Here is a 19,375-nt window from a genome sequence, read left to right on the forward strand (position 1 = left end):
TCTGGTCCCAGGTCTCTACGGCGCGGTGGGGGATGTTGGCCGTGCGTCGGTCCACTCGGCTATCAGGATCAGCTTGTTGTTGTAACCGTCTATGGGTGTGCTGATTATCTTGTTGGTAAGTAGCTGACCCTTCGCCTGGTCGACGATCATTTCCCAGGCGGTTCCATGTACGGGCTGATAGACGATTCGTACGCCGGCACGGCCGAGGGCGTCCTGTGCCGGGCCCGCGTTCCGCGTCCCGGGCAGACCTGCCAGCAGCCGGAACGCCGCAGCCCGAACCGCCGGCGTGGTCGGTAGGCTGCCCAACAGGGACATGGCCAGATCGGCCGCCTGGGCGTCGGTGTCTTCGGGTTTCGTGGTGTTACCGGGGCCCACGAACCGCCGCACTCCCCAGGCCCGCAACTGGACCGGATCTGCCGGGAGCTGCTGAATTTCAGCCAAACTGATTTCGAGTTCCCCGAAGAAACTCCTGGTGGAGTTGGGGATCTCCCCAAAGAAAGGCGGCTCGGCAGCCCATCGCAGCCCTTCCGGGTGGGTGCGAGTGGACCACTCAGTGGGTGAGCCCGCAGCGCGCCAGGCTACTTCGTCGGCTGGGGTGCTGGGGCGGGTACCAAGCTCTATTGTCCCGATCCAGTCCTTGTCACTGGCCTTGGCAGCAGTCCAGTGCTCCTCAACCCTTCGGTTGGTCACCTGATATCCGCCGACGACCGAGTGGTGGGTGACGAAGAGTGTCTTGGAACGCCAGTATCGACTGCCGGACGTCTTTTGTTCGATGCGCTCTGCCGCAGTTAGAAGCACCTGTTGGGCGCTTACCTGGTTAGCCGGGGACTCGGCCGATGGCGATTCGATCGACGGTGGCGCGACCGGTGCCGTCATGCCCGAGCCCAGGGCCAGCGCTGCGGCCGCTGCGGCGGCTAACAGGCCGGTACCGCCCAGTGACCAGCGCAGCGGTCCGTTCAGCCGGAACCGGGGCGTCCGCGAGCCATCAGCCTTACTGTGGATAGCCGTATCCAGCCTTGTTCGAGCCGTGTTCATGCTCTCTGAAGAATCGACCAGGTCCTGGTGGAGCAGATCCCGCACTGCTGTCATCTCATCCACGGAGCCACCCCTTCCTACCGCTGCTTTTCGTGGTGACCTGCGTCGGATCGGTGCCACCCAACGCTTTGCGTACCTTTCGCCGGGCTCGGTCGAGGCGAGAGCAGACCGTCCCGTAAGGAATCCCGAGCGCTGCTGCCGCATCCGCGTAGTTCAGGTCGCCGAGCGCGACCAGCAGCAACACGTCCCGCTCCCGTACGGAAAGGCCGGCGAGCGCCTTCGCGAGTTCCTGCCGCACCCCTTGGGCGCTGACCTGCGCGGCCACCTGCTCGTCAGGTGGCTGCTCAGGCAGGTCCGCCCCGGCACGGGCCAGCGCCCGGTAGCGCCGAAGCTCGTCGCGCCAGTGTCTGCGAATCAGATTGGTGGCTATGCCGTACAGCCAGGCCCGTACCTGGCCGCTGCTCTCGGTGACGTGGAAACGCGTTCGGCCACGAAACGCGATCAGGAAGGTTTCCGACGCCACGTCGTCAGCGAGGTGAGCGGCCAACCGAGCTTGGGCGTACCGGTGGATTTCCGGGTAGTAGCTGTTGAACAGCATCCCGAACCGCTCGGGCACGGTGCGGGACTCAACCAGTAACGCCACGTCGTTGTTCTGCCCGCGATACGGCTTGGCGTCGGCCAAGGTTGTCATGGAGCGCGTCCGGTCATGCTCTGGCCTCCCTTGAAGCCGTGATGACATGTCGCACCTGTATGCCCGACCCAGGATCGCCCCGTCGCAAATAATTTCAGGGTCCCGACAGGAAAAGGCCGGGGCAGCGATTGCTGCCCCGGCCCGTGTGCTTCTGCGCGAACTGGTTATCCGGCCGCCTGCGGCTTCAGGCAGTACACCTGGGCCTTGCCGTCGCCGAGCGGCACCTCGATGTACGGCGGGTTCTGCCCCTCGCACTTGTCCTGACTGGGCACCTTGGAGACCACCTGGAATGCGCCCTCGTCGGCGCAGTTGACGGCCACCGGCTCCTTGTTGGACTCCTTGACGCAGGATCCGATTTCGGGCACGAAGGACGCCGCATCGTCACCGGACTTGCCGAGCAGCCAGAGCGCGCCCAAGGGTACGGCCAGGAGCAGGATCGCCACCGTCAGCACCGCGAGCAGTACCCGTCCATTGCGGACCTTGGGCGTCGGTGGATCGGCCTTGGGGGCTTCCTCCGGCTCTGCCTCCGGTTTGAACGCGTCGAATCGACCCTGGTCGGGGTCTGCCCCCCATGCTCCGCCAGCCGGGGCCGGCGAATCGTCCCATCCCGGCGCCGTTGAACCGAACCCGGCGCGATCCGGCGCCCCGAAGCCGCCGGGCTCGCCTGCCTCGAAGCCGCCGGGCTCGCCTGGCCCGAAGCCGCCGACGTTACCTGGCCCGAAGCCGCCGGGCTCGGCGGAACCGAAGTTGGCTGGCGGGGCCGACGACGGACCGAACCGGCCTGCGCCCTGGGGCGCTGGGCTATCCGGCCGGGCACCGTTGACCGGTCCACCGAGCGGGGAACCGTTCACCGGACCGCCAAGGTGGGTCCCGTTGGCTGCTCCACCGAGTGCGGAGCCGTTGACCGGTGCACCTGAGGGCCGGCCGCTCCCCGGGCCGCCGATCAGGTCACCGAAGGGCGGGTTACCGGAGCCGCCGAACTGGGGAGCTGGTTCGCCAGCCGGCCCATCGAGATCCGGATTACGAGGCGCGACGCGACCCGATCCGGCTGCTGGTGGACCCGACATCGACGGGGGGAACTGGTCGGCAAAGCTGTCCGGGGACTGGGCCGAGGCTGGCCCCGCGCCGAACGGGGTGGCGGTCCGTTGCGGCCCGTTGTCGACCGGCGGCCAGTGCTGGTCAGCCTGCGGCTCTGGCGGAGCGTAGGCACCAGGCCGAGCGTACGGATCGGGCTGTCGGTAGGGGTCCGGCGCGGCCTGCTGTTCCGGCTGAGCGTACGGGTCGGGTTGCGCGTACGGGTCGGGTTGCGCGTACGGGTCCGGCTGAGCGTACGCGTCCGGCTGGCGGTATGCGTCCGGCGCGGCCTGCGGCTCCGGCTGACGGTAGGGGTCCGGCATGGCCGGCTGCTCCGGCTCTGCCACCGGCTCGGCTGTGGCGGCTCGGCCGTACACCCGAGGCTGGGGGGCTGGCATGCCAGTCGACCGTAGTTCGGCGTCAGCAGGTGGCGTGATCCGGCTGGCCACCGGTACGGAGGCGCTGGCCGAGACCGCACCGGCGGCGCTCGACGCCTGGTCCAGGTCGGGTGACTCCTGGTGGCCCGCATCCGGCATGGTGACCCGGCCGGAGCTTTCGGCGTCCCCGGCCGGACGGGGCTGGGGGACCACCGGCGCCGAGGCGGGCGGCCAGGACTGTTCGGCGCCACCCTCCCAGCCCGGGAACGCTGGGCTGGGTTCGCCACCGTACGGGCTGCCACTGTCGGGCCAGGGGGCGGAGTCCTGCGCCTGCGGTGTTTCGTAACCCGTCGCAGCGAACCCGCCTGACTGCTCGTAGCCGGGGGGCGCGGATGCTGCGAGGGTCGCACCGGGGACCCGGGGCTCCTGCGGCGGTAGCGGGACCGCGTTGGCGGGAGAGAAGCCTGGTGACGGTGCCGGCTGGTAGGCCGGAACGTCCCGGTCGGCACCGTCCTCGGGCCCGCCAGCGGAGGCGAACGGAGGGGCGGCGAACGGAGCGGAGCCAGCGGTCGACCTGGGGTCTTCCTCGGGCCGGCGGGGCGAGGGTACGGCGCCGGTGCCCCACGCGTCACCCGCTGGCCATGGCGTCGGATCGGGAACTCCCGGCTGCCCGGGAAGGTTGCCGCGCTGCCCGGGAAGGTTGCTGCCCGAATCGCCGGGGCCGGGCCAAGGCGGCGGAGGGGTTGCCCCGCTCGGCACTGGCGCGGTTGCGGCGGCTGGTGGTGGTACGGCAGCCGGTGGGTTGCCCCAGGGGGCGGGGAAGTCGGCGTTCGCCTGGTTTGCCGGTGCCGATGAGTTACCGGGAGCGCCCCCCGGCGGGCCCCAGGGGTTTGCTGCCGCAGGATGCTCGGGGGCGGCGCTGGGAGGCGCGCCCCACATGCTGGCTTGCGGTGCGGGGGCGGGCGGCGGGCCACCCGGTACGCCCCACGGGGTGACCGAAGCGCTTCCGCTGTGCGGGTGGGTGGTCGGGGACGGCGGTGCCCACGCAGTGTTGGGTGCCGTACCCGAATCGTATTGGGTGGGGAATCGTTGTTGGTCTTGTGGTGCGTGGCTGCCGTGTGGCGCTGGTCCAGCGGCGCCCGGCGCAGCCCCCTCCGGCTCCTGGCCGGGGTGCTGCAGGCCCTCGGACGTCATGCGTGCGCCTCCTCCATCACATGTCGGCCGCCGGTTGCCGACTCGGGTGCCGCCGGCGGGGAAGGTCGACGGCGCCGCCGGCGGAACCGGCCGTGCAAGCTTCCCGCACCGTAACCGGCGGATGCCGGCGGCGCTGGGCAGCGCTGTCGTCGAGCCCAACCGGCCGGAGGATGTGAGTGACGTCGATCAGCTCGAGGGTCCGCGCGGCCGGTCCTGGTAACGACTGAACCCAACCGTACCGGGCGCTGTGAGGGGTATGGAATCCCGGTGTCGGTCGGGGTGAAACGCAGATGACCCGCCCGAGGTGCGGGGCGGGTCATCAATTGGGGAGGAAGTGCGGGCTTTGGGGTTCGTCAGCGGTACTGACGCTGCGCGATCGCGAGGATCTCGTTGCGGACGGCTGGCGAGTTGGTGGAACGCAGCGCGCGCTCGATGGCCCGTGCGCGGCGTGCGGCGTCCCGGCGGTTGCGAAGTCGGTTCATCATGCTCATGGTGTCGCTCTCCTGGCTATTCGGTTGTGAGCCCGTCGTGTCTCTATTAAACCGCAGGAGACCCAATGATTTCCATCGAATCTTAGGTGAGCTGGGCCACGCGCCTAACAATCGAAGGCTTAACGCTCGATCAGCTGATGTTCGTTAGGTGATCGAGTAGTCGGAGGTGGGGGCGTGTCCGGGCCGCCCAGGTAGGGGCGAACGGCCTGGAAACGGCACCGGCCGGGGTGCTCCAGGGTTCCTGGAGCACCCCGGCCGGCACGGGGTTTCGCTGTGTTGGATCAGGTCCAGCCCAGCAGGGCCGCCTCCGGATCGGTCAGGAACGCGCCGATGTCCCGTAGGAACTTCGAGCCCAGTTCGCCGTCGATGATCCGGTGGTCGAAGGAGAGCGCGAGGGTCGTCACCTTACGAATCTTGATCTTGCCCTTGTGTACCCAGGGCATTTCCCGGACCGCGCCGAAGGCGAGGATCGCCGACTCGCCAGGCGGCAGGATCGGCGTACCGGTGTCGACCCCGAAGACCCCCACGTTGGTGATCGTCAGGGTGCCACCGGACATGGCCGCCGGTGCCGTCCGGCCTGCCTTCGCGGTCTGCACCAGGTCGGTCATCGCGTCCGCCAGTTCACGCATGGTCAGCCGGCCGGCGTCCTTGATGTTCGGCACGATCAGACCGCGGTCGGTGGCCGCGGCGATACCCAGGTTGACGTAGTCCTTGACCACGATCTCGTCGCCAGCCCAGGTCGAGTTGACCATCGGGTGACGACGGACCGCCAGCAGCACCGCCTTCGCGACCAGCAGCAGCGGGGAGATGCGTACATCGCGCCAGTCGGGCAGCTCGCGCAGCCGGTCGATCGCCTTCATCGACCGGGTCATGTCGATCGTCAGGAACTCGGTGACATGCGGTGCGGTGAACGCCGACCGGGCCATGTTCTCCGCGGTGAGCTTGCGGACTCCCTTGACCGGGATGCGCTGCTCCCGGTCCGGGCCGAAGGCCGCCGCCATCGTGGTCGAGGTAGCCACGGTCGACTCGGCCGCCGTCGCAGCGTCGGCTGCCGCCCGCTGTACGTCTTCCCGGCTGATCGAGCCGAGCGGGCCCGAGCCGACGAGCGCGGTCAGGTCGATGCCCAGATCCTTGGCGAGCTTGCGGACTGGCGGCTTGGCCAGCACCGGTCCGCTCCGCTGAACCTGGGCCGGTACGACCGGCCGGGCCGGCGCGGGGGCCACCACCGGAGCCGGTGCCGCCGGTGCGGTCGACGTCGCCTTACGCGGGCGGCGCTTGGCAGCGGTGGTACGCGGCCCGTAGCCGACCAGGATGGCGGTCCGGCCACCGGGCGCGGGCCCACCGATCAGGCCCGGCTCGACGGCGGCGTCGGCCGGGGCCAACTCCACAGCGGCCAGAGCCTCGGCCGACGGGGTGGGCAGCGCCTCGTCCGGCTGGGACGAGGTGGGCAGCTCACCGGCGTCCGGCTGGGTGTCGATCGCGAAGATCGGCACACCGACCTCGACGACGGTGCCCTCCTTGTGGAAGATCGCGTGCACGCGACCGGCCCACTTGGCCGGGATCTCCACCGCCGCCTTGGCGGTCTCGACCTCGACGACGGGCTGGTTCAGCTCGACGATGTCGCCGACCGACACCAGCCAGCTGATGATCTCGCCCTCGGTCAGCCCCTCCGCGAGGTCGGGCAGGGGGAACTCCTTGATCCGCGACATCCGATCACCACCCGAAGGTGCGGTCGACAGCGTCGAGCACCCGGTCGAGGTTGGGCAGGTAGTCCTCCTCCAGCCGGGCGGCTGGGTAGGGCGTGTCGAAGCCGGTCACCCGCAGTACCGGGGACTCCAGCGAGTAGAAGCAGTTCTCGGTGATCCGAGCCGCCAACTCGGCACCCAGGCCGACGTTGCTCGGTGCCTCGTGCACCACCACGCAGCGGCCGGTACGGCGTACCGAGTCGTAGACCGGGTCCAGGTCGAACGGGGAGAGCGTGCGCAGGTCGATGACCTCCAGGGAGCGGCCGTCCTCCTCGGCGGCGGTGGCCGCGTCGAGGGCGGTACGCACCATCGGGCCGTACGCCAGCACCGTCACGTCGGTGCCGGACCGCACCACCCGAGAGGCGTTCAGCGGGTACGCCGTGGCGATGTCGGTCTCGGTGTCGACCTGCCCCTTCTCGTGGTAGCGCCGCTTGGGCTCCAGGAAGACCACCGGGTCGTCGGAGCGTACCGCCTGTTGGATCATGACGTACGCGTCCTGCGGGTTCGAGCAGGCGACGACCTTCAGGCCGGCGGTGTGCGCGAAGTACGCCTCGGGCGACTCGGAGTGGTGCTCCACCGCGCCGATGCCACCGCCGAACGGAATCCGGATCACGATGGGCATCTTGACCTTGCCCTGCGACCGGTAGTGCATCTTCGCGACCTGGGAGACGATCTGGTCGTACGCCGGGTAGACGAAGCCGTCGAACTGGATCTCGCAGATCGGGCGGTAACCCCGGATGGCCAGACCGACGGCGGTGCCGATGATGCCGGACTCAGCCAGCGGGGTGTCGATCACCCGGTTCTCGCCGAAGTCCTTCTGGAGCTGGTCGGTGATGCGGAAGACGCCGCCGAGCTTGCCGACGTCCTCGCCCATGATGACGACCTTGGGGTCGTGTTCCAGTGCCCGGCGCAGACCGAGGGTGAGGGCCTTGCCCAGGGTGAGGGTCTCGGTGGCCATCAGTGGGTGCTCCCCTCGAACGAGTCCAGGTACGTCGCGAGCTGGTCACGCTGCGCGTCGACCTCGGGTGAACCCTCCGCGTGTACGTGGTCGAAGAGGGTCAGTGGCTGCGGGTCGGGCATGGCGAGCACCCGCTCACGCAGGCTGAGGGACTCCTGCTTGGCCTCCTCGTCGACCCCGGCGAAGAACGCCTCGTCGGCGATCTGCTGCTTTTCGAGGAATGCCCGGACCCGGGCGATCGGGTCCTTGGCCTGCCACGCCTCGACCTCGCTGGCGATGCGGTACCGAGTCGGGTCGTCCGTGGTGGTGTGCGCGCCCATCCGGTAGGTGTACGCCTCGATCATCGTCGGGCCCTGCCCGTGCCGGGCGTTGTCCAGCGCGGCGCGGGTGACCGCGTACGTGGCCAGCACGTCGTTGCCGTCAACCCGGATGCCGGGGAAGCCGAATCCGGACGAACGCTGGTAGAGCGGGATACGGGTCTGCCGCTCCAGCGGTTCGGAGATGGCGTACTGGTTGTTCTGGCAGAAGAACACGATCGGGGCGTTGAAGACGCTCGACCAGATGAAGGCTTCGTTGACGTCACCCTGGGAGGTGGCGCCGTCACCGAAGTACGCGATGACGGCCTCGCCGTCGTCCGTGCCGGTCTTGCCGTCCATCGTGATGCCCATGGCGTAGCCGGTCGCGTGCAGTGTCTGCGCGCCGATCACGATCGTGTACATGTTGAACTTGAACTCGTTGGGGTCCCAGCCGCCCTGGTCGACCCCGCGGAACAGGCCCAACGGCATGATCGGGTCGATGCCCCGGCAGTAGAGCACGCCGTGCTCGCGGTAGGTCGGGAAGGCCATGTCCTGTGGTCGCAGCGCCCGGCCGGAGCCGACCTGTGCGGCCTCCTGCCCGAGCAGACTGGCCCAGATGCCCAGCTCACCCTGGCGTTGCAGGGCGGTCGCCTCGGCGTCCAACTTCCGGATCACGACGAGGTCCCGGTAGAGACCGCGGTATTCCTCGTCGGTGAAGTCGACGGTGTATTCCGTGCCGTCCGGGCCGGTCACCGAGTCGATCCGCTCACCCTCCGGGGTGAGCAGCTGTACGAATTCCGGGTCGCCGCCGCGTCCCGATTTGGACCGTCCAGCCCGGGGCGTTGCCCGCTTGCCGCGGGCTGTCGTGCCGCGGTCACCCTTCGCCATCCGTATCTCCCTGTCGTTCGTGCGTCGGCACCGGGGGTGTCCCGACCGCGCAGCTCCTGCGCCTGTCCGGCTGCTGCCGGACCGGGTTTATGGCGGCCGCGCCTAGCCCCGGTGGGGGTTGCCGCGCGGCAGTGAACCGAGTTCTGGCGGAAGCCGGTTCGGGAGCGCTGGCATGCAGCCGCGCCTGCCGCTGGGTACGCGGAGGCTACGGCTGCGTTGCCGTGGAGTCCATATTCGCAGAGCAGACGTGTCCCAAGACAGCATGGGAGGCCACCCAATCTCGATCTAGCGTCGGGTTTCTGATATATGGCCGGGTTTGTTGGCTTAGTCATCTCGACCAATCGGAAAATTGGCACGCCGACTCGCTGTGTCGGGCTGGATAACTCAGCGTTACTTGGTCAGGCTGTATGGCGGAGTGGCCGGTTTGGACCGACTTGTCCATCGGCATGTCTTCGTACCACCGAGTCGGCCGATGCGGCCCCACGACGATGAGGAGTTCCGCCCGTGCCGGACTACGGTGATGACCTTCCGCCATCGCCCCCGGCCCGACACCGCTGGCCAGGTTCGGGTCCCGGTGGACCCCGGCGGGTGGTCGGCGTGCATCGGGCCCAGGGACTCGCCGGACCGACCCGGCGCTATCTGTTCATCGTCGGACTGCTGGCCAGTACGGCTTCGATGCCGATCCTGACCGCGATCGGCGCCGGTTCGACCAACCTGGGTGCCGATAGGCTCTCCGCTGACGCCACCCCGTTCATCACGCCGCCCTCCGCCGAGCCGACCCTGGTCGTACCCCTGGTGCCGATTCCCGGGGCGGGGCCACCCTTGGGGGCGATTGGACCGGCGCCCTTCGCCCAGTCCGGGCAAGACCCGGCCCACCCTGATCCGGGCCGACCAGATCAGAGCAACCCTGATCAGAGTCGACCTGACCCGGGCCGGCCGCCGCTGCCGGAACCGCCGCGCCCGCCGCTGCCGGAGCCGCCCGTGGCTACCCCACCCCCAGCGACGCTGCCGGGCGCGACACCAACACCGACGCCAACGCCTGGTCCGACACCGAGCGTGCCACCGACACCGGCCCCGACCACCCTGCCAACGCCGACCCCGACTCCGGCACCGACCACGGTTCCGCCCTCTCCGTCGTCCTCGACCACGCCACCCTCGACCCCGGCGCCGTCGCCGACCCAGGAGCCGAGCACGCCAGGTCCGACGGCACCCGGACCGACGACATCTGGATCGGTGACGCCCGAGTTGGTCATATCCGGATCGGGCGACCCGGACGCTCCGCCCGCCGTGCCAGCCGCGTGACCCGACTGGCCCGGATCGTCACCGAGGTGACCGCCCCGGCCGTCCTGGTCACGGTGCTGTTCGTCGCCGTGGGCTGGCACAGCACCCGCGACCGGCTGGTCGGGCTGGGCTGGGGGCTGCTGGCAGCGATCTTTGCGAGCGTCATCCCGTTCGCCTTCATCGTCGGCGGGGTACGCCGGGGCCGGCTCACCGACCACCACGTCGGGGAACGGCGGCAACGTCGTACGCCGTTGCTCATCGGCCTGGTGTCGGTGGCTGTCGGGCTGGTCCTGATGGTCGCGTTGGACGCGCCGCGTCCGGTGTTGGCCCTGGTGGTGGCCGGTGCCATCGGGCTGGTCGTCGGAGTGGGCGTCGGCCACCGGTGGAAACTGTCGATCCACACCGCGGTCGCCGCCGCAGCGGCGGTGATCGTCGTACTTGTTTTCGGGCCGGCCATGTTCGTGACCTGGCCGGTGCTCGGCCTGGTGGGTTGGTCCCGGATCCACCTCGGGGCGCACACGATCGCGCAGGTGGTGGCTGGCGGTGTCGTCGGTGGTCTCGTCGCCGGGGCAGTGTTCGTCGCCGCCCTGCGGTGACAGTCAACCGAGACGCGGTGACAGTCAACCGAGACGCGGTGACAGCCAACCGAGACCTTGGCGGGTTGCGGCCCTTCTGAGGGCCAAAACCCGCCAAGATCGGAGCCTATGAGGCTGTCGGCGGGCGCAGCATCGGTGGATAGAGCAGGCTGGCCGGTCCACGGTGGAACAGCTGCGCCGGCCGCCCCCGTTCTCCCTCGGTGGAGCGGCCGACCGGGGCCACGAATCCCGGGGTGCCGGTGACCTTGCGATGGAAGTTGCGGGGGTCGAGCCTGGTGTTCCACACCGTCTCGTATACCGCGCGTAGTTGCGCGATGGTGAACTCGGGCGGGCAGAACGCAGCGGCCAGCGGGGTGTATTCGAGCTTCGCCCGGGCCCGTTCCACACCGTCGGCGAGGATTCCGTCGTGGTCGAAGGCGAGTTCCGCGTCGGACAGTTTGGACACCGGCCGCCACTGCGCCTGGGCCGCGTCGGAGCCGGCGACCGGGGTGGGCAGGTCGGGTAGCAGCGCGAGGTAGGCGACGGTCACCACCCGTCCCCGTGGATCCCGGCCGGGTGTGCCGTAACTGCCCAGTTGTTCCAGGTGGCCGGCGGGGTCGGCGACTCCGGTCTCCTCGGTCAGCTCGCGGATTGCCGCGTCGATGAGGTCCTCGTCAATGTGTACGAAGCCACCCGGTAACGCCCACTGCCCCTGATGCGGCGGCACCCCCCGACGGACCAGCAGGGCGGAGAGTTCCTCGTCGCGCACGGTCAGCACCACCAGGTCCACGGTGACCGCGAATGCGGAGTCTTCCGACATCTGATTTATCACCACCTTGACGAGAATCTAGCACGCGAGTTATCGTCGTGTTGACGAAAATCTGGGGAGGCACGACATGGCCGACGTGACCAAGCGTCTGTTCCTGCGACACCTGCGCGGAGCGCCGACGAGCTGGCTACGCCACCAGGTAAAGGGAAAGGTGCGCCGGGAAGGCGTCGCACTGTCCTTCTGGTACCGGCCGCTCGGCGCGGTGCTCAGCGAGGTGCCGGTCGACGACCGGGAGCTACCTTTGCTGTTCCACGCCAGAACCAGCGACTTCGCCGACATCACCGTGCAGGCCACAGTGACCTATCGGGTGGCCGACCCGGCGCTCGCCGCCACCCGGCTCGACTTCTCGCTCGACCCGAAACGGGGCACCCCGCAGGCCCGCCCGCTGGACCAGGTGGCCACCCTCCTCGCCGAGCTGGCCCAGCAACCAGCCCTCGACCTGCTGGCCCGAGTCCCACTGGCCGAGGCGCTGACCAACATCGCCCCGATCCGCGAGGCGGTCTCGACCGCGTTGCGGGACGAGACCCGGCTCAGCGACGTCGGCGTCGCCGTGGTCAGCGCCCGGGTGGTCGCCATCCGGCCCGAACCGGAGTTGGAACGCGCGTTGCAGACCCCCACCCGCGAGGCGGTACAGGTCGACGCCGACCGGGCCACCTACGCCCGCCGTGCCCAGGCGGTCGAGCAGGAACGGGCCATCGCCGAGAACGAGATGCAGAACAAAATCGAGCTGGCCCGCCGGGAACAGCAGCTCGTCGAGCAGCACGGCGCGAACTCGCGGCGCAAGGTCGAGCTGGACGCCGCCGCCGAACTCGCGGTCGCGCAGGGCAAGGCCGCACGGGAGAAGGTGGCCAACCAGGCGGCAGCGGAGCGGTCCCGAGTGCTGGCCACCGCCGAGGCCGAGAAGGAACGCACCCTGACCGCCGCCCGCGCCGAAGGCGTACGCGACATCGGTCTGGCCGAGGCCGAGACCGAGGCGGCCAAACTGGCGGCGTACGCGGACCTGCCGGCCGGCGTCCTCCAGGCGTTGGCGCTCAAGGAACTCGCCGGCCACCTCCCGGAGATCGGGCAGCTCACCGTCACGCCGGACGTGGTGACCGACCTGCTGGCCCGGCTGGCACCCACGCGATGAGCGCCACCCTTGCATCCAGGCTGGGGGCGGCCCGATGAGCGCCACCCTCGCGCCCCGGGTGGTTGTGGTGAGCCGGCGCAGCGAGCTGGACGAACTGCTCGCCCGGCACGGCACCCGGGCAGCGGCCGGCTACTACCTGCGGCAGCGGGGCCGCACCCTGGACGAGGTCGTCGACCGGCACGACGCCCTCCTGGCGGCGCTGACCTCGGTCAGCGCCGCCATCCCGGCCGACTGGCGGCGCGGTCAGGTGGACCGCGCCGACCTGCCCCGCTTCCTGTTCTCGCCGGAGGACATCGTGGTCGCGGTGGGGCAGGACGGGCTGGTCGCCAACGTGGCGAAGTACCTCGACCGGCAACCGGTGCTCGGCGTCGACCCCGAACCGGGGCGCAATGCTGGCGTACTCGTGCGGTTCACCGCCGACCGCGTCGCCCGGCTGCTGCCGGCGGTGGCCGCTGGCCGCGTACGCATGCAGGAGCGCACCATGGTCCGCGCCGCGCTCGACGACGGCCAGCAGTTGCTCGGCCTCAACGAGGTGTACGTCGGCCACGCCTCCCACCAGTCCGCCCGGTACCTGCTCTCCGCTGTGGACGGTGGCAGCTCGGCCCACCGGGAACGGCACTCCTCCTCCGGCGTGGTGGTCGGCACCGGTACGGGGGCGACCGGCTGGTGCGCGTCCATTGCACGCGACCGGTCGGGTACGCCGACCCTGCCCACGCCGGAGGAGGAGGCGCTGTGCTGGTTCGTCCGCGAGGCGTGGCCGTCGCCCGCGACCGGGGTCACGCTGACCGCCGGTCGGCTCGGTACGACCGACGAGCTGGAGATCACCGCCGAGGGGGACGGGCTGGTGGTCTTCGCGGACGGTTTGGAGACCGATCACCTGGCGATGAGCTGGGGCCAGCGGGTGACCGTGACAGTGGCACCACGAAAGCTCTCCGTGGTGGTTCCCTGACGTTCCGAAGTCGCCTTTCCGACGCGGCGCGTCGCCGACTCGGCCGGACGAGGCGTCGAGAAATCGATAACGTGGCACCCGTGAACGTCACACCCGTAGCCTTGACCTCGTGGCTTCCACGACCGACCCGGGAGATGCGATGACTGCGGCCCTGATCGGCTTCGATCGGCCCGGCCCGCGCGGCTACACGACGGCGGACCTGCACGCCCTGCCGGACGACGGTAGGCGCTACGAGCTGATCGACGGGAGCCTCATCGTGTCCCCCTCGGCCACGATCGACCACAACACCATCGCGCGTTGGATCGCCAACCTGCTGGAAGACGCATGTCCGTCCGACGACTATGCCGTCGGAACGGATCAGTCGACCACTATCGACGCCCACAACGAACCACGGCCCGACATCGTGGTCACCCGGGCGGAGCATCTGCGGCACACCCCGTTCCCGATCACCGACGCGTCCCTGGTTGTGGAGGTGGTCTCGCCGACCTCGGCACTTCGAGACACCGAGACAAAGCGGGCGCTGTATGCGAAGGCCGGAGTGCCGGCGTACTGGATCGTGGTGCCGGACGAGGACAAGCCCACTATCTCCCTTGCCGAGTTGGTGCTCGACGGGGAGAGCGGGCAGTACCGCTACCTCGCGCACTACACGACGGAAGCCTTCGAGACCCGCCACCCCTGGCCGGTACGGATCGACCTGCCGGAGCTGACCCGCCGACGCGCCCGCCTGATGGGGATGGACCCCGTCAGCTAGCCCCACACCCTTGCGCGTTGATCATGGAGTTGTAGCGCGGATTTCGACCGAATCGCCGCTACAACTTCATGGTCAACGAGGTGGGTGGGGTGGGGCGACGGTCACCTGCGCACCGGCTGGGCGGCGGGGGTCAGTGTTACTTGGCCAGGTTGACGAAGGTTTGCCAGGCGGCGGGGGTGAAGGTGAGGGTGCCGCCGTCGCGGTCTTTGGTGTCGCGTACGAGGACAATGCCGGTGAGGTTGTCTGCCACCTCGACGCAGGCACCCTGGTTACCGTTGCTGCGGCTGCTCTTGTGCCATTTGGCGTCGTTCAGGTCCATGTCTCCGCCACCTCTCGGATGAGCTGTATCGATTGGTGGGGGGTGAGCGCCTCGCCCAGCGTTGACTCCCATGCGTCGCGCAGGCACGCCAGATCAGCGGGGCGGTCGGTCACCTGGCCCTCCAGGTAATTGTCTAGATAGGCCACCTCTTCGCCGCTCGGCAAAGTGGCGAGGATGAATGGCCCGTCGAGGCCAGCGTACTCGCCGACGGACCTCGGAACGACGTGGATTCGGAGTCGGGGACGCTCGGTGCCGAGCTGGGCGAGATGCAGCAGCTGGTGGCGGATGACCTTGCCGCCACCGACCGGCCGATGCAGCACGCCCTCGTCGATGACGGCGACCAAGTGCGGTGGATTGGGCTGAATCAGTGCGTCCTGTCGGGCCAGTCGGTCCGCGACCCGCCGTTCCACCTCGTCGGCGCTGAAGATGCCGCCCCGACTGAAGACTGCTCGGGCGTAGTCCTCAGTCTGGAGGAGGCCGGGGACGTAGGCGTGCTCGAACCAGCGCAACGAGACGGCCTCCCGTTCCAGGGCGTCGCGCTGTCGCCGCCACTGCGGCGTTTCGTCCACCTTGAGCTGCGCACCGAGGCGTACGAACAGCCCGCCGGTCGCCAACGCCTTGTCAACCAGGGCGAGGTAGTCGGGCGGAAGTCGCCGCGTGCCGTTCTCCACCATGGCCACCATGGATGCCGAATAGCCCATCCGTCGGCCCTGCTCCTCCTGGGTAAGGCCGGCGTGCTTGCGTGCACGCCGTAACTCGGCGAGTAGGAAATCCACGTTGCTGGGCTGCTGCTCCTCTGTCATCGCACACCTTCTTCACAGCTGTTCACGGGCCGTTTTACGGGTGTTGCACAGCTGCCACGCGCCGCTGACGGTACGGGCATTGATCGTCACGGACGGTCATTTCGACTTCCGACAGTAACCGCACGGGCACCACGATGTCTGCATCGGATGTGGTGGCTCGGCAAACCACATGAGGGACACATCCGATCGGGGCCGCCGTCGCCATCACCCGTCCACCGACGGCGGCCCCGCCGACACCGTCGAGAGGGGACAGAACCGTGTTCAGTGGTGACTACGAACCCGTACGGCGCGACGACCGCCGTCCAGCCCGGACGAGCCAATCAGCCCGGACGAGCCAATCGGAGGCGGATGCCACCCAGCCCGGCTCAGCGACTACGGATGAGCCGGGCGCGGCAGCCGAGGAAACGGACCCGGACCAGAGTGGGCCCGCCACGCGGCGGATGCCGAACCAGCGGAGCTTCTGATGGTCGGGCCAGCTCCCGAGGGCGACCGGGGCGAGTTATCCGGGCCGGGTGGGGCTGAGGACGAAGAGTTGGCCGCGCTTGCCGTACTGGCGGCATGGGTGCGGGAGCGGGTCACCCCGGGAGACACGATCACGATCCCCGAGTCGTGCTACAGCCCCGGCAGCGGGACGCTCCGGATGGAGGTGGCCGCCGTGGGCATCGTGATGCGGGTTGGTGCCCGCGCAGTGGTCGAGGTGATCGGCTGGGAGGTGAGCCGGTTCCTTCGGGGACGGTGGACGCGCCGTGCCTTCGTACACGTCGACGCGCTACAGCGTCCCGGAGCGGTGAGCCGGGCGCTCACCGCCCGATAGTCACGCCGCCCCGCCCGATAATCGCGTTGAAGCAGGGTCGATAGCCGCGTCGGGCAGGGCCAGGCTGCTGGCCCTGCCCGACGCGAGCACGATCAGGTCGGGTTGTCCTCGCCGAGCCGCTGCCGATTGGCCTCGATCCAGGCGTCCAGGGCCACCGGGTCGTCCGGGTCGATCCCGTCCGCCATCAGCTGGGCCACCGCCGCCGTGGCCGGGCTGCGTCGCTCGCCGGTGGTGTAGAGCCGGACGAACTCCGGCACCATCTCCTCGATCGCGGAGTCGGTACGCTCAGCCGCCGGTCCGGACAGCCCCCGCTGCCGGGCGGCGTACGCGGCCCAGCCGCGCAGCACCCGGGGCAGCATCGCCGCGTCGTCCATGTCGAGCACCGCCCGCCGGTGTACCCAGTCCAGCAGGAACAGGCCCGCAACGGCCGGGCTCCACCGCATCGGGTCGGCCTCGGTGTAGCTCGCCGTGTGGTCGAGTAGCAGGCTAAGGCAGAAGTGCAGCGAGGCCAGGTCCGGACCGTCCACCTTGTCCAGACCGAACCGGGCCGCTTCGCGGGAGGCCAGGAAGGCGCGTACGAGTTCGGACCGCTCGGCGGGGGTGAGCGGTGCCGGGACGGCGGGCGCACGGGTGGGCCGGGGCGGGGGCAGCAGCGCCAGTCGGGCACCGACCAGGGCCCGGTCGGTGGCGAGGGAACCTTCCCCGGGCAGGTCGGTGAGATCGTCGGTGACCAGGAGATGGCGGTTTACCGCGTCCCGCAGGCGAGCCGGGTCCTCCTCACGGAACCAGGTCAGCTCGTCGCTCGCGCACATCTGCCGTACCTGGTCGAGGACCTGGGCCGCCTGACCGCCCACGAAGACGTCCTTGGTGATGCCGATGTTGTGGTCGACCAGGGCCACCACGGCGTGTTCCGGGCCGCCGGACTCGCCGTCGTCGTAGGCGAAGGTGGCAAGGTAGGAGGTCTGGTCGCCGTACACGTCACCGTAGGCGTAGCTGCCGGTGAGCCGTACCTTGCCAAGCTGATGGGACCACGGCGGCGCATACGCTCCGGGCTTGACCTTTGCGGCACCGGCGGCGTCGGGTACCAGGGTGGCGAAGATGTAGCGGATCGTCGTCGCCGCCGCACTCCGGCGGCGGGTGGTAGCGGCGAGGAAACCGCCCACGAAGTCACGAACTGCCTCGGTGCGGTCTTCCTCCGCTATCGCGTAGACGCTACCGAGAAGTGCGGTACCGAGCATCTCCGCGTCGAGTGCGCAGTCCAGCTTGGTCACCTCGCGGGCGGCGTGGAGCACCGCGTCGTAGGGGGTCTGAGGTGTAGCCATGTTTCGACCCTACGCCGGGATGGGCCAGCGTAGCGGCCCAGCGCGCGAGGAACGAATTGTGCCACGCTCAATCGCTCGCTGTGATTACCGACGGTGTGCGTCAGAAGTCGTTCTGTCAGCGACTGGCGACGTCCGCGAGCGCCGTACGCGCCTCGGTGTAGCGCCGCAGCACCTCCTGCACCGGTACGACGACATGCTCCCGCCCGACCTCGGCGACCGCCGCGTGCAGTCGCTGCTCGACCCGTCGCCGGGCCTGTCGGGCGGCCCAGCCGACGACCGGTTTGACCAGCAACGCCACGGCCACGCCGAGGAACAGTCCGCCAAGCAGCATCAGGGTCGGCACCGGTACGACGCCGACCTGCGGGTTGTCGAGCCCGGGCAACCCCAGGGCTTGGAGCAGCCAGCCGAGGGCCAGCCAAGCCAGCCCGGCCAGCGCGGTGATCGTGACCAGCCACTGCATCGCGCCGATCAGTCGCCACCAGACCGGTTTGCGCTCCATGTCCAGATCGGCGGTCGCGATCGCCTGGTCGAGCGCATCGGGCAGGTCGGTGAGTCGGGACCGGGCGGCAGCGGTCACCGCCGCAGGCCACTGGGCCGGAAGCGTCGTGGCGGCCTGCTCGGCGACGGTTCGTACGGCCAGCCCGACCGCGGCGCGGTGCGCGGCGATCGGAGCGGGCAGGGACGTCGCCCCGACCGGGGTACGGGCCCCGCTGGTCTCCCCACCGCCCTCGCCATCGGTGCTGGTCCCACCACCGGTGCCGCCGCCGGTCAGGTGCAGTCGGCGCAACGGGTCTGGCCGTAGTCGCCGCCACGCCCGGACCAGCGGCCAGCCGGTGCTGCTCGCGGCCCGATGCCGGTACGCCGCCTCCACCGCGTCGGCCACCGCCGGTACGCCTGCCGAGGCGGCCAGTGCCTCGGTGAGGCCACGTACGGCCCCCGCCGGCACCTCGTCGGCCACGTCGGGACCCACCAGGTCGGTGAGTTGTTCGGCAACCCGGTCGACGTCACCGGAGAGCCGCCGTAGCGCCGCCTGCCGCTCGGCGACGGTCCGTTCGAGGGTCGACCGCAGCCCGGCCACCGCTCGTGGGTCGACGGCCGAGGTGGCCAGCAGCGGAACCCCGTCGAGCTGGTCGCTGTCGAGTAGCCGGCGCAGGTCGGCCAGGAGAGTGGGCACCTCGGCCGGCGGCAGCCGGTCGGTCTGGTTGAGTACGACCACGGTGACGTCCCGGTGCCGCTGGAACTCCCGCAGGTAGGTGCGGTGTACCAGCCGGTCGGCGTACTTCTGCGGATCGACCACCCAGATCACCTGGTCGACCAGGCCCAGCATCCGGTCGACTTCCAGCCGGTGGGTGCGCTGTACCGAGTCGAAGTCGGGCAGGTCGAGCAGGATCAGCCCGTGTAGCCCTGCCTCGTCGTTGCCGTCAAGGGCGCTCTCCCGGACGAACCGGTGCCGGGGCAGCACCCCCACCCAGTCGAGCAGCTTCGTCGCCCCCGCCAGCGGTCCCCAGACACAGGCGTGGGTGGCGGCGGTGGTCGGCCGGCGTACCCCGACCGAGGAGAGCTCGAAACCGGCGAGCGCGTTGAAGAGACTGGACTTGCCGCTGCCGGTGGCGCCGGCCAGGGCGACGACGGTGTGGTCGCGGGACAGGGCGAGCCGATCGCCGGCCCGCTCGATCAGGGTGTGTGCGGTGACCAGCCGGTTGTCGGGCAGGTGGCCGTCCACGGCGGCCAGGAACTGCTGTACGGCGGTCAGCCGACGCAGCAGCGTGTCGGCGTCGATCCGCCGCTCACCCCGTACCGCGTCGCGCACCCTGCTCACGATGCCGGCCACCGTACCCCGTCCAGCTGCCATTC

The 19,375-nt window shown here is 69.8% G+C and carries 18 protein-coding genes; 5 read left to right on the forward strand and 13 right to left on the reverse strand.

Features of this window, described 5'->3' with window-relative positions; all coding sequences use genetic code 11:
- Positions 1-15: 15 nt before the first annotated feature.
- The 8 genes from ACWDV4_RS21790 to ACWDV4_RS21825 form a co-directional block, all read right to left on the reverse strand.
- Positions 16-1,089 carry a CU044_5270 family protein gene (locus ACWDV4_RS21790; protein WP_449981721.1) on the reverse strand — a complete coding sequence of 358 codons (1,074 nt, stop codon included), beginning with the start codon at positions 1,087-1,089 and terminating at the stop codon, positions 16-18.
- 1 nt (position 1,090) lies between these two features.
- Positions 1,091-1,726: an RNA polymerase sigma factor gene (locus ACWDV4_RS21795; RefSeq protein ID WP_449981624.1), complete on the reverse strand. Its 636-nt coding sequence runs from the start codon at positions 1,724-1,726 to the stop codon at positions 1,091-1,093.
- 164 nt (positions 1,727-1,890) lie between these two features.
- Positions 1,891-4,371 (reverse strand): hypothetical protein, encoded by a 2,481-nt coding sequence (locus ACWDV4_RS21800; protein WP_449981626.1) that lies wholly within the window; start codon positions 4,369-4,371, stop codon positions 1,891-1,893.
- A 353-nt stretch (positions 4,372-4,724) separates the two neighbouring features.
- Positions 4,725-4,862 (reverse strand): hypothetical protein, encoded by a 138-nt coding sequence (locus ACWDV4_RS21805; RefSeq protein WP_449981628.1) that lies wholly within the window; start codon positions 4,860-4,862, stop codon positions 4,725-4,727.
- Positions 4,863-5,143: 281 nt separating this feature from the next.
- On the reverse strand, positions 5,144-6,571 hold the full coding sequence (locus tag ACWDV4_RS21810) for a dihydrolipoamide acetyltransferase family protein (protein WP_449981630.1): 1,428 nt from the start codon (positions 6,569-6,571) through the stop codon (positions 5,144-5,146).
- Positions 6,572-6,575: 4 nt separating this feature from the next.
- Positions 6,576-7,565 (reverse strand): alpha-ketoacid dehydrogenase subunit beta, encoded by a 990-nt coding sequence (locus ACWDV4_RS21815; RefSeq protein WP_449981632.1) that lies wholly within the window; start codon positions 7,563-7,565, stop codon positions 6,576-6,578.
- On the reverse strand, positions 7,565-8,749 hold the full coding sequence (pdhA, locus tag ACWDV4_RS21820; protein WP_449981634.1) for a pyruvate dehydrogenase (acetyl-transferring) E1 component subunit alpha: 1,185 nt from the start codon (positions 8,747-8,749) through the stop codon (positions 7,565-7,567). The genes ACWDV4_RS21815 and pdhA overlap by 1 nt, the downstream gene beginning before the upstream one ends.
- 911 nt (positions 8,750-9,660) lie before the next feature.
- On the reverse strand, positions 9,661-10,002 hold the full coding sequence (locus ACWDV4_RS21825) for a hypothetical protein (RefSeq protein ID WP_449981635.1): 342 nt from the start codon (positions 10,000-10,002) through the stop codon (positions 9,661-9,663).
- A 45-nt stretch (positions 10,003-10,047) separates the two neighbouring features.
- Here ACWDV4_RS21825 and ACWDV4_RS21830 point away from each other — a divergent pair, with 45 nt between their 5' ends.
- Complete coding sequence (locus ACWDV4_RS21830; protein WP_449981637.1) at positions 10,048-10,626, forward strand: phosphatase PAP2 family protein; 579 nt, start codon at positions 10,048-10,050, stop codon at positions 10,624-10,626.
- 106 nt (positions 10,627-10,732) lie between these two features.
- On the opposite strand, the gene ACWDV4_RS21835 is transcribed toward ACWDV4_RS21830, so the two are convergent.
- Complete coding sequence (locus ACWDV4_RS21835) at positions 10,733-11,425, reverse strand: NUDIX hydrolase (RefSeq protein WP_449981639.1); 693 nt, start codon at positions 11,423-11,425, stop codon at positions 10,733-10,735.
- A 76-nt stretch (positions 11,426-11,501) separates the two neighbouring features.
- Between ACWDV4_RS21835 and ACWDV4_RS21840 the strand changes: the two genes are divergently transcribed.
- From ACWDV4_RS21840 to ACWDV4_RS21850, 3 genes are all read left to right on the forward strand, one after another.
- The gene (locus ACWDV4_RS21840; RefSeq protein ID WP_449981641.1) at positions 11,502-12,563 is read left to right on the forward strand and encodes an SPFH domain-containing protein; all 1,062 of its coding nucleotides are present in this window, start codon (positions 11,502-11,504) and stop codon (positions 12,561-12,563) included.
- 34 nt (positions 12,564-12,597) lie between these two features.
- Positions 12,598-13,512 (forward strand): hypothetical protein, encoded by a 915-nt coding sequence (locus tag ACWDV4_RS21845; protein ID WP_449981643.1) that lies wholly within the window; start codon positions 12,598-12,600, stop codon positions 13,510-13,512.
- A 109-nt stretch (positions 13,513-13,621) separates the two neighbouring features.
- The gene (locus ACWDV4_RS21850; protein WP_449981645.1) at positions 13,622-14,263 is read left to right on the forward strand and encodes a Uma2 family endonuclease; all 642 of its coding nucleotides are present in this window, start codon (positions 13,622-13,624) and stop codon (positions 14,261-14,263) included.
- A 136-nt stretch (positions 14,264-14,399) separates the two neighbouring features.
- Here ACWDV4_RS21850 and ACWDV4_RS21855 read toward each other — a convergent pair whose 3' ends face one another.
- On the reverse strand, positions 14,400-14,582 hold the full coding sequence (locus ACWDV4_RS21855; protein WP_449981647.1) for a DUF397 domain-containing protein: 183 nt from the start codon (positions 14,580-14,582) through the stop codon (positions 14,400-14,402).
- A complete protein-coding gene (locus ACWDV4_RS21860; RefSeq protein ID WP_449981649.1) occupies positions 14,573-15,385 on the reverse strand; it encodes a helix-turn-helix domain-containing protein in 813 nt (270 codons plus the stop codon). The genes ACWDV4_RS21855 and ACWDV4_RS21860 overlap by 10 nt, the downstream gene beginning before the upstream one ends.
- A 463-nt stretch (positions 15,386-15,848) precedes the next feature.
- Between ACWDV4_RS21860 and ACWDV4_RS21865 the strand changes: the two genes are divergently transcribed.
- A complete protein-coding gene (locus ACWDV4_RS21865) occupies positions 15,849-16,199 on the forward strand; it encodes a hypothetical protein (RefSeq protein WP_449981651.1) in 351 nt (116 codons plus the stop codon).
- A gap of 92 nt (positions 16,200-16,291) precedes the next feature.
- Here ACWDV4_RS21865 and ACWDV4_RS21870 read toward each other — a convergent pair whose 3' ends face one another.
- Both ACWDV4_RS21870 and ACWDV4_RS21875 read right to left on the reverse strand, forming a co-directional pair.
- Entirely contained in the window at positions 16,292-17,521 is a 1,230-nt protein-coding gene (locus ACWDV4_RS21870) for a hypothetical protein (RefSeq protein WP_449981653.1), read from the reverse strand.
- 115 nt (positions 17,522-17,636) lie between these two features.
- Positions 17,637-19,373 carry a GTPase gene (locus ACWDV4_RS21875; protein ID WP_449981723.1) on the reverse strand — a complete coding sequence of 579 codons (1,737 nt, stop codon included), beginning with the start codon at positions 19,371-19,373 and terminating at the stop codon, positions 17,637-17,639.
- Between the last annotated feature and the right edge of the window lie 2 nt (positions 19,374-19,375).

This window comes from Micromonospora sp. NPDC003197, assembly GCF_053590565.1.